A 12,099-nucleotide genomic window follows, 5' to 3' on the forward strand; every position below is an offset into this window, starting at 1 on the left:
TTGCGCTGAAAGACCAGCTGCTGGAGATGGAAGCGCCGGAAGACGATTCAGGCGATGGCAAGCACCCACATGATGTGCTGGTGGAAGGTGGTGATGAAGAGCCGGTAGCGGCCCCTGAGGTAAAGGCGGTGGCACCCGAGGTAGATGGGGACGATAAAGACCAGATGTCCTTCACTGACTTCACCGTTGAGCCAATCGAAGGTGACGATATCAGCATGAGCGCCGAAGATATTGCAGCGCTGGACCAGGACGTTCGCCGCACTCCATTCTTTTAAGAGGGGGGAGGGGATAAGCCCCTCCTGATACCTCACACTAATCCCTTGTAGTGACAACATCTCGTCACCGGTTGCAGGCGTAGTTATCCATCTTACATGCATTTGCCTGCAACCGACTTTTCCTTCCCTTTTGTTGCCCCCTCCAGAATTATCATCCCCCCATACCTCCAGCAATCGCGCCATAAACAATCGACAGCCCAATCCCGACCAAACACCCCAGCCCAAACCTGAAACTCCACCACATAGCTCTCAATGCATCTATGGCAACAGCCCAGAAGTGTTGCATTGTGGTGATAGGGGGTAATGACGTTACAGAGAGATCACCGGCAACCAACTGAGCTAACTGATAAAGGTCATCAGCAAGTTCCTGGCGGCCATTGGGTGTGAACAGGGGCGAGAGAATGCCGGATCTGGATCCTTGCAATGCGGACTCCCAGTCAGGTGATCGCAGTAGCCATGTCAAACCGGCCTCGCCAAAATGTCCTGTAACCTCCCAGCGTCGATGTAGCCCGGAGCATTGAGAGATGGCCATATCAAGGTCTTGAGCTGCTTCTATTGAACACTGGAAGTAAACGTAGGGGGTATGGCGGCCAATAGCGTGGCCATGGCAAGAGGCCAGGGTCTTGAACCCCGCCCGTTGCAGTGACATGACCAAAGGCAAGATATCGCGGTCTATGTCCATCGTTGTTAAGGTCTCATCCGGTTTATCTTGGTGGCGGTGGGTTCACTCATCTCCCAGTTCTTGATGATGTTGTCGGCCCGCGCCCACAATGTGGCATCCCCCTCGTGAAGCACATCCAGGAGGAGCCGTTTCTCCGGTAGGTACACTGCAGCGAAGTCCAGGTCGTGTGCGCATATGCTATCGCAGTTGTTGACGATATCTGCCAGCTTGACCGTTTTCGTCTTTGGCCATGCTCTCGCTGCGTGCTGCCGATCGACAGATTTTCTTTCTGCCCGGTTCCCATCAGATGGTTTGCTGATGTCCGACAGCTGCTCCACCATCGAAATGACATTGGCAGAGAAGCCCTCAGCGTGGAGGTCGCTGGCCGTAACACCACAATCCTCCATGACATCATGCATTAGTGCCGCCATGATGCATTCGTGGTCATCCGTAACACTGGCCACCAGCCTAGCTACCTCTACAGGGTGCTGGATGTATGGAGCTCCTGTGAATTTACGCACCTGGCCTTGATGAACCGTTTTTGCAAACAGGTATGCCGCATCAATATCATGTTGATGGAGTACGTGAATGATCCCGTGTTCGTTGATCGCTTTATTCAACCTTCCTCCTTAACGTCACTCCGGCTCGGCAATTAACATTGATGTTAAATTAACATTGCTGTTAATCATCAAGCGCCTAGCGACCGATCTCTTGATCATAAAAAAATGGGCCGCCACATTGGCAACCCATCTTCATATCCGCGACCAGCAAATTAGGCTGTCCGCTTTTTAAAGTGGCTGGACTGGTCATCACACCACTTTTTGTAGGCCTGCTCCAGAATCTCGCCATTGATGCGGAACCCTTCACTATCGAACTCAATAGAGCCAACAGTGGTGGGGGTGAGCGCTTTCGGCTCCCATGTTTTCACTTCCCAGGAGCCTGAGACGAGACCGCAGCCGTGAGCCTGGTGACCGCCCATCCGAGGTTCGCGAGCGAACTCCAACAGAGCGGCCAGGAAAAAGCCGAGCTCAATATCCGATACGGATTTCAGAGACATTTTGTGGGTCATCACAGTACCGGCAGTAATAGCCTCATACTGATCGATAGGACGGCGGATCGACTCTCGAGCTTCCCCTTTGGCGTCTTTACGAGCCTGAATCTCGGCATCAAGGGCGGCGATCTGGTCATACAGTGGTTTTTTGTCCTCTGCTGTCCGCGCCTGTTTTTTGAGGTCAGCTTGTTTGGCTTTCAGCTCGCCAATGTCTACTGCAGCCAATGACTGCTCAGCCAAAATGCTTTCCAGGCGAGCTTTCTCGGTATCATCCAGGACCTCAAGCAGATCAGGTGAACGCTCGAACATAATCGTCCGAGCGCCGCCGCCAAACATGGCGCTAGCGTTGGGGGTGATCGGGAATGCGGAGCCAATGTTCGACTTGGATGCCACCCCCCACAAACCGAAAAGGCTGATCATTGGATTGCCCTCACGCAAATCGCGAGTGCCATCGATTTCGCCGTCAGCGGGTTTGGATACATCACCGACGATGTCGACACCTTGGGCCAGCAGAAAGTGTTCAGCGAGGTCAAATGCCGGATTCTTGTTATCTGCGTTGTGTCTGAATGCAACGCGATGAGCAGCGTGGCGCAGCGACCCACGGATCGTGGTGGCTGGCCAGTAGGCAGGGTCGTCGATACTTCCGTTACGCGGCAGGCGGCCACCCAGGGCGCCTTTGATGGTAACTGTCAGAGGCTCAACTGCAGTCAGGTGGCCATCGAATACGAAGGTCTTATTGGTCATGTCATTTTCCTCGTTAAATCAGGTTGTTGATCAGATTGCTGATCAGTTCAGAACGCACCCGCTGGGGAGTAACTACAGATTGTTTCTCTGGCAAATAATACGGTGGAAGCAGTGGCGACAAACCGGGGACACCTTTCACTCCTGACGACGCGGGGAGAGGGCGATTGGCAGTGTCAGACAGCAGCAAGCTGGAGTCCTCTTCCAGATCGGGTGCGATGTGGACATCGTCAAAGGCGCCCATCTGGCAGTTCTGGGCATCGTATCCGATACCCAGGACAAAAAACTCCAGCAGGCTCTTGATGGCGTAGGGATTCCCAAATCCGTCGAATACTGCATAGGGGGCGCTATAAGCAGGCATTTCTCTCAACCGGTTCTTGGTAGGTCCACCAGCCAGTTGCAGGCGAGTGTATTTCCCGCGTGCTCCATTTGGCGCAAACATCTCAGACGAGAGCTTTTCTGGTGTATGGCGATCGGTGCGGACGTAGGTGGCCGCCGTCAGGCCCCGCTGCAGGGTCAGGCCAAAGCGCATTGCTGACGCATGGAATACGCCATATTGCTCATTGAACTGTAAATAGGTCCGCATTTCTTGCAGCAACTCTTCCCGGCTGGCCGCAGGAGATCGCTGTGACAGCGCTTCATAAACCAGGGCATCGAGCGTAGGCGCAAAATCCGTCAATACCACGGGTGTTTTCAGCGGCAAGGCTAGGCGAAAAGCTTGGAATGTGGTTATCAAAAGAAAACCTCCTCAGTCTCTGTGGTCACCGCATTGTTGTTCTGCATGGTCATGACATTGGCCTTGCGATATTGCCGTGCGAACCGGTAAGGGATCACGTTACGCAGTGCGGCATGCTTTGATGAGAGATCGTGCGACAGCGGGAAGCGAGGGTCGCAGATCGTCACGGAAATACGGTCGTCTGGCGAACGGATACCCCGGCCTAATGCCTGGCGCATCTGGCGGATTGCCGCGTTGAGCGAGCGCATGAACGCTTGCTGACGCAGGCTTTTACGCAGGGTCTTTTTCTTGGTGACGAACAGATAGTCAGCAAGCGCGTCCACTTCTTCGATGCGAGGGGGGGCGTATGCAATACGGGTAATGATCAGGTGGTCAAAACCAACTCGGCCAGACTTGTCCGTGATGTTGAGCCCTGTGTGCCCGGCTGCAGTGATCAGTATCGCCTTGCCATGGTTGTGAGATGTCGCAATGAACTCTTGCATCAGAATGCGCAGATGGGTGCCGCGCTGGTGGACCAGCATGGGTCGCTGTTCGTAGGTGGAGAGTTTGGCGGCCAAAAGCCTGCTTTCCTCATGGGATGCTGTCAGAACCACGACGCGTCCCGCTGAGTTGGCAATATGCAACGCGACACCGTCCAACCATGCATCAGATAATTCGGTGCTCTGGCGGGTTTGTGTCTTGTAGATGGGGGGGAAATCTGGTCCCGCCAGCGTTAATGACATGTCGCCGTATTGATGAGGAGTAAAGATGGCAATAGCCCCGAGAATTGACTGCTCTATTCCCAGTTCGGTCTGTATCCAGGCCATTCCTTTCACCGGGTCATGGGTCATGCTAAGGGTGCCGGAGGTCAGCAAGACAGACCGATATGCAGAGGTCGCATATTTGCCAAATCGGCGTGTGAACCACGGATTCATCCCCACAACAGCGGGTTGCCCGGTCTCCGAGATGCCCAAGCCGATAGTAGTGCTGCTGATACTCTGGATTTGACGCTGCAGCTCTACCGCAATCTGTTCATCCAGCTTTGCAAGCTTGCTGATCCTGGAGAGCTCGCTCAACACATCTCTCGCAATCTCTGAGCACTCTACATCCCAGGCATAGTGACGGCCTGCGACGGCTTGATGGATCTGCTCTATTCGCTTGGTGAGTGGCAATAACTGTCTGGACGTGAGATGAGGGATCAGTAAATTGGTCAGCCGGGTCAAATTCATGCGCCGCTGGGTCCACTCGTGTAACTGAGATGCCAACGCATCAGCTTCATCCACGATCAGAATTGCTTGGCGCTCAGCGTCTCCTAAGAGCGCATTATCAAGGAGCAGATCCACGGCCAACATTGCATGACTCGTGATCACAACATCGCTGGATAACGCGTCTCTTTGCTGCTCATCCAGTTGTTCGTTCACACAGTCTGAAGTCATGCAAATTTGAGCTGCAGTCAGCCCACAAGGGAGCCCGCCATGCTCGTCCTCGAAAGCTGCAATGGTGCCGGACCATTGAGCTAAATCAGCTATAGCTGCAGCTTCATCCGTGGTCATCTTGAGACCATATGTTGAAGCAGTTACACGCTCAGGCGAGACGAAATTCATGCGCCCCAAGAGGCGACCAACAGAAAGTGGCGGGAGCCCATAGCCACCAGCCACAGTGCTCAGCACCCCGGTGACGGTGGAGACCAGCTGATTCATCAACGCATGGCTATGCGTGGCGATAAACACCCGAGGACGCTTTTTACCGCTGGCAAAAACATGTTGCATGGCTGGCAGCAGGTAACCCAGGGATTTGCCCAAACCGGTATCAGCATGGATCAATGCGATCATGCCAGGGTCTGATAGCGCTTCAGCTACCAGCGCGGCATATTCTTTCTGCTCATCCCGAGCAACCAGTCCACCAGCGGCCATCAAATCGCTAAACGTGGCGGTATCAATGAGCTGGGGCATCACAGCAACTCCATATCCGTCAGCTGGCCATAGCCAAACACTCTTTTGTGGCCAATACCGTAAGCGATTGCTTGTTCAGCAAGAGACACATCACGAATTTCGACAACCAGGCTGACCGGGAACACTTTGAGGAAGAACTTGTGACGTTTTTTCTGATAATGCTCTCGGTATGCTGTACCGGCTGAATGGCTGTGCAGCAACAATCCGGCCTTTTCGCATTGGCGATGTAACACTTCTGGGAGTGCGTCGGCCTCTAGTGGGACCGCCCTGTCCTTGGGCCCCTTTGGGGTCGTCACAGTCTCTTTGCGTTGGAAACAAAAATTGGTGTGGCAGAGCAGCATATCGCCAACACGCAATGACATTTCCCGAGCTTTTTCTCCGGGCAAATTCAGTGGCGCTGCAGTTCGCAGGTAGACCAGGGTACTGTTTAGCTCATCAGGATGAGCGACGCGTTTCCAGCTGTAAGGCAATTTTGACTTCAGCGTTTCTTGCAACAGGAAATCAATACGCTGGTGGGCGACGTATGGCATTGCAGGAGGGGTTTCACGCAACTTGAGGCTGTTTTCGTAAAAGATCATTTCAGCTTCTCCGTGATAGCAATGATTCTAATCCGCTGGTGTGGATCTGCAGGCAACAGCCGGAATAAGGGCGCGAAGATGGCTTTTTTCTTGATGGTCTCAGTCGCTTCCTTTGGAGTGATCCGACCATTAGAAAGGTCCCGAACCAATTTGTTGAATGCGTTTCGCTCGCTATTTTCCAGCTCTGCCAGTTCCTTGGTGAGGCGCAGGGCCGCATCGAGATCAACCGTTGAATTAACGCGAGTAACTGAGTCCATTCCGTCATCACTGCAGCAATAGAGTGCCTGTGAAGATAGTGAAATAGTGAGTCCGCGCATGAGGGCGGTAGTTTTACGCCCGAAGGATTCGATGTACAGCAAAGGAAAGCTCGCATTCTGTGCAATCCATGGCAGATGACCTGCCACCGTCATCTCAACTACTGTCACTTTTTCGAAAAAGGAAGGAGGGAACTTTGCGGTTACCCCAGGTGGAGCGAGTAGTGTAGATCGACCTGATTCGATTTCGTGAACCCAGCCGACACCACTGAACATGCCGAATTTTTGGCCTACAAAATTTTTACCAGCAGCCCGCTCAATGCCCATTACCTCCACATCGGTAACATTCATTGCTCGACATGCCGGGCAGTGAGAGACCGGTGTTTTGTAGCTGTCCTGGCCGACGTAACCGACATGACCAAATTCTGATGCTGGCCGCAGACAGCATGTACAGGGCGCGTCTGTATGCACTGAATCACCCAAGACATGATCGAGGATGCTAGTGAGGTGTTGATAGAGAATTGCTACTGGATGCTGCACAACACAACTCCACGTTACGGTTGATTTTGTTGCGTCATCTTATTAACTTATTTTTAGGAATGGAAGCCGATGCGTGAGAAAATATGGTATCTTTCCGGCATCCCGATAACTGCACCAATGCAGCGCACCTTAAACATCGGCGAAAAAGCCGCAAAAAGCAGTTATTTGTCGCTATTTTTAGAGAATCTCCCCCGAGCTAGGGGGTTAACGGTATTGTAGGCATACCAATTACTCGCCATGACCGAATCTCCCCCGAGCTAGGGGGTTAACGGCTGGTAGGTCTAGAGCCTTCAAAAACCCAGAAGAATCTCCCCCGAGCTAGGGGGTTAACGGACCGATTTCACGCCGTCCCTGGTATTGCGTGTGAATCTCCCCCGAGCGCGGGGGTTAATGGGCCTTTACGGCGACTGATGGTGAGCACCTGCTGTATCTCCCCCGAGCGCGGGGGTTATCGGACTGCACCCGTAAGGATTCGGTCTTTTTTATTGTATCTCCCCCGAGCGAGGGGGTTAACGCCGGGCCATGGTCTCCCGTACCTCTGGGGCGTCAGTATCTCCCCCGTGCGCGGGGGTTAACGGGCGTTAAAACCATGCCTCAAGCAAAAAATCAAGTATCGCCCCCGAGCACGGGGGTTAGCGGTGCGGGGCGTTGGTCGAGTCATCGCGCCATGAGTATCTCCCCCGTGCGTGGGGGTTAGCGGTGGCGACGAACCGCAATCTCTGGCACACCTTGGTATCTCCCCCGTGCGCGGGGGTTAGCGGTGCAGCGGGCAGCAGTTGGCCAAAGCGCTCTGCGGATCTCCCCCGAGCGCGGGGGTTAACGGGACTGGCTGAGCAAGGGCGCGGTCTGACCGGTGTATCTCCCCCGAACGAGGGGTTAACGGGAAAATTGACATTGATGTCGCATCAGCTTCATCGTATCCCCCTTGCGTGCGGGGTTATCGGCGTTGAAGGACTCGATCTTGAACATGGTTTGCGCATTTCCCCCTAGCGTGGGGGTTAACGGGCGATGCTGGCTCGGGCCCGCCGATATTTCGAGTATGTCCCCCAGTTGGGGTTAACGAGGCCGTGACTGGTACTTGACGCGCAGCCAGCTGCATCTCCCCCTCAGGGTATGGGGGTTAACGCACGCAGTTTCGTTTTCGCCACAGCAGGTATAGCCGTATTTCCCCGTGTAGGGGTTAGCGATACTGATGGGACCCGGCATCACCTCTATATTGCATATTCCCTATGAGGGTTGTCGTTGTGGACGCATATATGAGAAGGGCAATCAGATGTATCCCCTGAGCCAGGGGTTAACGCATAACGGCATTGACATCACTCATCTTACAAATGAGTACCCCCTTAGCAGGGGTTATCGAGTTCGAATGAGCCTTTGTTGGCTGGTGGACATGGTACTTCCCTGTGAGGGTTAACGAACGATGGGCACCTTCAACTCCAAAAAGGTTGAATTCTCCCCACTTGAGGGGTTAACGCATAATAACGAGTCTCCGGCATCGTCTGCTCGAGAGCTTCCCCGTGAACGGGGTTATCTGGATCTTAAATCGGTTTTTGAAGGTTCGTTCTGAGGTCTCCCCATCTGGGGTTTACGCTGCGAAATCGTATTTGCTACCCAGACTCCCGTATAATTCCCTCCCAGGGGTTATCGGCGCAGTCCATATAGCAACAAGTTGCGGTTTACACGGCTTCCCCGCTTTGGGGTTATCGACCTGTTGACGTTTACTGTTGCCCAGATGGGTTGCCCCTGAGCTTCAGGGGTTGTCGATGGGAGCAAATTGCTCGGCATTTTTCATGGGATGCCTCCCCGTGGGGTTATCGTCCGTCGATGTTATTGGCCATATAGTTGGACTAGATCCCCCTTTTCCGGGGTTAACGGCTTGGTTATCTGCCTGTGATAGCGAGCCTCTGAGTATCCCCAGTTTTTGAAGGGGTTAACGTGTTTTGATGTAATCAGGGTGTACCGGGAATATCTTTCCTACGTGAGTAGGTTTGCGTTCTGACAACTGAATGTGGCAGTTTCAACAGACGAATTCCCTCGGCAAGGGGGTTAACGGCGCAAAGATCTGATTTAGCTCAACTGGGTAGATACCCCCTCTTTCGAGGGTTACCGATCGCGGCATCGTGTTGCAACGAAGAGTTTTTAGGATTCCCCTGTTGTGCAGGGGTTAGCGATTAATGAGATGCCCAAACTTGGTTACGTCGTAATCATGTCCCCATTGGGGTTTAGGTACACCCGATGAATCGTGGTCTCTCTACGGTTCAAAATAGACTTTCCCGTGACGAATTCAGAGGGAGCTCCCTGGAGCGCGGGGTTATCGGCGTTACCAAATCAAGTCGCTCGCAGTGTGTGAGTATTTCTCCCCAAGAGGGGTTAGCGGGCCGTTGCGGACGTCCTTGGGGTGTCCATCATGTGTAACCCCGCACGGGGTTAACGCTGGATGTAGGTTTTGCTGCCATCAGCATAGCCTTCCCCAAACTGCAATCCCCTTTGCTGGTTTTGCGGTTGTGGGAAATCCCCAGTATGGGGTTTACGGTTCAACCCGGCATGTGAGCGCCACAAGTTGACCAGTCTCCCATTCGGGGGTTAACGGGACAAGTTGCTGACCGGCGAGCGCCATTACCAGCATTTCCCCTGTGTGCAGGGGTTAACGATTTGTGGCGGTGAGTTTCAATCAGCGTTCAAACATGTCCCCCGGATCGGGGGTTAACGGCGCGTGATGGTTGCTGACGATTCGGCTGATGAGCATTCCCCCCATAGCTCGGGGGGTTAACGGTATCGTGGCTCGTTTGGCGTAGTGCTGCAGTCGCACCTCCCCAGTAATGGGGTTCTCGCCCCAGGTGGCCGGACAAGCATATTGGGCAGGATAGGGAGACCACCAATCATGCCCTTGCTGTTATAACCTCAAGCCTGCCTTTCTGGTCGATACGGATTCGCGCATACTTGAGAGATCAATTGCGTGAGTTTGAACCTTATGGGCCATCTCTGCAGCCTGCATATGCTGATACCCATCTGCCTGCCCGGCATGCAAGAGCACATCCCCAAACAGTTTTTGATGCATGGTTGGGCCAACGCTGGTGGACAGAGTCAAGCCTTCACTCATGGCGTTCGAATAGGACTCCGCATCCTTTTTGCCAAGCGTGCTTACCACAGCCGCACAGACAGTCTCATCTTCATCTGCAAGCATATCTGCTAACAATCTGAGTGGTGTACCTGCGTTCTCGGCGACAGCCCTTCTGACATCGCTGACAGCGTCACCGCCCAAGGCTTTCAGAAGGGCAGGGGGACAAGCCGGGTTTGATGCAATTGCTGACCTGAGCAAGTCATCACCTGCTGAAGCCTGCCTCTCTAAAATGCTGATTGGACAATCAGGGTGTTTGATTGCCTGATGTTGGACATGTGGATCGTCATCTTCTTCGGATAATGCGATCAAAATGTGGGCGGGGCATGTGCTGCGCTTAACCACACAAAGTCTGACGGACGACACAATGTCCATTGAAAGTCTTGTCAAAATACTATCTGTGGCCATGGGGTTTTGAGCCACTGCATGTCGGACTGGGCCGGTCTGGTCTCTACTAAGACTATCTAAAACATGGAGGGGCGTATTCACGGATGCTGCCACTTCCATTCTAACTGTCGAAAACGAGTCATTTGCCAGGGTCGACAACAGTTCAATGGTGCAGCAAGGATGTGCAGCCACCAATCTTCTAACTGTCAGATCGCTATCACCTGGCATGTTGGCCAATATTTCCAATACATACACGGGGCAATTTGGATTGACCGCCACATCTCTCTTAATTGGGTTGATATCATTGAGTGCAAGAGTCTCCAGAACATCAGCTGGGCAATTTTCATTGCTAGCGACATGGCTGCGCATGATCCACTGCTCGTCCGTGGACAAAAGGCGCAATATGTCCTGTGGGGTGTCTGGCAACTGCGCTAACTTCAGCCGGTCTTGCGTTGTTAAGCTGTCAATATCCATGGCATCACATCCTCATTTTGGCGGTCTGAGTTGCGCCACCAGCATTGGGGACAGCAATTGACAGTTCCCGGATCTTGTCTGCCATTTCGGCGGCTTGTATGCGCTGATAGACGTCAGCCAACCCGGCATCCAATAGCGCTTGCCCAAACTGTTTTTGGTATCCAACAGGACCGATGTCAGTAGCGAGTGACAGGTTGGCTTTGTCTACATCCAATAAGTTGATGATGTCACAGAATTTTTTTGCGCATTCTTTGTTGTAAAAGCTGGCTATGAGATAAACATCTTCTTCCTCTGATGCATTACCCAAAACTTTATGCACGGTCTCTTCATTGTCATCGAACCCCTCAAGGCATCCGAAATTGCCATTTACACAAAACCCCAACAGATAGAGGTTCAACTCAGTAAATCCCGATCTTTTTTCTGTCCGGATTGACATGTTCACATCCTCATTTTCGAAATCTGAATGGTCTCAGCAGCATCAGGCGCCTCAATCAATCGGTCCCGGATCTTATTGGCCATCTCCGCCGCTTGAATATGTTGATAGGCATCTGTCAGCCCAGCGTCCAGGAGTGCCTCTCCAAACTGCTTTTGGTGACCAATGGGTCCAATGCTGGTGGACAGACCCAAGCCTTCACTCAAGGTTCTGGCATAGGCCGCAGCATCCATATTTCCAAGTGAGAGGATTGCCACCAAGCAGACGCCATCATCATCATCTACAAGCATGTCTGCCAACAATCTGATTGGTGTGCCAGCGTTCTCGGCGACAGCCCTTCTGACATCGCTGACAATATCGTCGCCCAGGGTTTTCAGAAGGGAAGGGGGGCAAGCTGGGTTCTTAGCAACATTTGCTCTAACTGTCCGCTCATCATCCAAGCTGAGCTTTTCAAGTGTCCCCAGCGGGAGATTTTTGTTGTCCGCTGCGTTAGCGCGAACAGTCCACTGAGCGTCGTTTGCCAGGGTCAACAGCAGTTCTATGGGGCAATTCGGATTAGATGCAACAACCCCCCTGACTAATTGGGCAGAGTCCCGCCCCAGTGTGCGCAGAAGAGATGGAGGGCAAGCCGGGTTTTTAGCCACATTTGCTCTAACTGTCCGGGTTTCATCCAAACTGAGCTTTTCAAGTATCACCAGTGGGAGGTTTTTGTTATCCGCCGCGCTAGCGCGAATTTGCCACAGAGCGTCGCTTGCCAGGGTTGACAGCAGTTCTATGTGGCAATTCGGATTAGATGCAACCTCCCCCCTGATTAAGATGTCGTCGTCACCCGCCAGTTTACTTAACACTTCCGGTGAAGTGGTAGGTGATGCTGCTAGCATCGACTTTTCATTAAAAGTTAAGCTCTCGAGGTTCACTGT

The 12,099-nt window shown here is 53.0% G+C and carries 11 protein-coding genes; 1 reads left to right on the forward strand and 10 read right to left on the reverse strand.

What is annotated here, in order from left to right:
* Positions 1–275: hypothetical protein (locus tag AAHA41_RS07220; protein WP_342697320.1), on the forward strand; the 275-nt coding region annotated here is incomplete at its 5' end.
* Positions 276–426: 151 nt separating this feature from the next.
* Here AAHA41_RS07220 and AAHA41_RS07225 read toward each other — a convergent pair.
* The 10 genes from AAHA41_RS07225 to AAHA41_RS07270 all read right to left on the reverse strand — a co-directional run bounded on the left by AAHA41_RS07225 (position 427) and on the right by AAHA41_RS07270 (position 12,096).
* Entirely contained in the window at positions 427–957 is a 531-nt protein-coding gene (locus AAHA41_RS07225) for a hypothetical protein (RefSeq protein WP_323069889.1), read from the reverse strand.
* A gap of 5 nt (positions 958–962) precedes the next feature.
* Complete coding sequence (locus AAHA41_RS07230) at positions 963–1,556, reverse strand: HD domain-containing protein (RefSeq protein WP_323069888.1); 594 nt, start codon at positions 1,554–1,556, stop codon at positions 963–965.
* 152 nt (positions 1,557–1,708) lie between these two features.
* On the reverse strand, positions 1,709–2,731 hold the full coding sequence (locus AAHA41_RS07235) for a hypothetical protein (RefSeq protein ID WP_323069887.1): 1,023 nt from the start codon (positions 2,729–2,731) through the stop codon (positions 1,709–1,711).
* 13 nt (positions 2,732–2,744) lie between these two features.
* Positions 2,745–3,464, reverse strand: a complete 720-nt coding sequence (locus tag AAHA41_RS07240) for a hypothetical protein (protein ID WP_136501898.1) — start codon at positions 3,462–3,464, stop codon at positions 2,745–2,747.
* On the reverse strand, positions 3,461–5,395 hold the full coding sequence (locus tag AAHA41_RS07245) for a helicase C-terminal domain-containing protein (protein WP_136501899.1): 1,935 nt from the start codon (positions 5,393–5,395) through the stop codon (positions 3,461–3,463). The genes AAHA41_RS07240 and AAHA41_RS07245 overlap by 4 nt, the downstream gene beginning before the upstream one ends.
* Positions 5,395–5,973 (reverse strand): hypothetical protein, encoded by a 579-nt coding sequence (locus AAHA41_RS07250; protein ID WP_136501900.1) that lies wholly within the window; start codon positions 5,971–5,973, stop codon positions 5,395–5,397. The genes AAHA41_RS07245 and AAHA41_RS07250 overlap by 1 nt, the downstream gene beginning before the upstream one ends.
* Positions 5,970–6,767, reverse strand: a complete 798-nt coding sequence (locus AAHA41_RS07255) for a hypothetical protein (RefSeq protein ID WP_136501901.1) — start codon at positions 6,765–6,767, stop codon at positions 5,970–5,972. Before AAHA41_RS07255 ends, AAHA41_RS07250 begins: the two co-directional genes overlap by 4 nt.
* Positions 6,768–9,660: 2,893 nt before the next feature.
* The gene (locus AAHA41_RS07260; RefSeq protein WP_136501902.1) at positions 9,661–10,746 is read right to left on the reverse strand and encodes a HEAT repeat domain-containing protein; all 1,086 of its coding nucleotides are present in this window, start codon (positions 10,744–10,746) and stop codon (positions 9,661–9,663) included.
* Between the two features lie 4 nt (positions 10,747–10,750).
* On the reverse strand, positions 10,751–11,182 hold the full coding sequence (locus AAHA41_RS07265; RefSeq protein ID WP_323092157.1) for a hypothetical protein: 432 nt from the start codon (positions 11,180–11,182) through the stop codon (positions 10,751–10,753).
* A 2-nt stretch (positions 11,183–11,184) separates the two neighbouring features.
* Positions 11,185–12,096 carry a hypothetical protein gene (locus AAHA41_RS07270; RefSeq protein WP_136501904.1) on the reverse strand — a complete coding sequence of 304 codons (912 nt, stop codon included), beginning with the start codon at positions 12,094–12,096 and terminating at the stop codon, positions 11,185–11,187.
* Between the last annotated feature and the right edge of the window lie 3 nt (positions 12,097–12,099).

Origin of the sequence: Aeromonas sp. SER, from assembly GCF_038739615.1 — a bacterium.
Lineage (GTDB): Bacteria > Pseudomonadota > Gammaproteobacteria > Enterobacterales > Aeromonadaceae > Aeromonas > Aeromonas jandaei.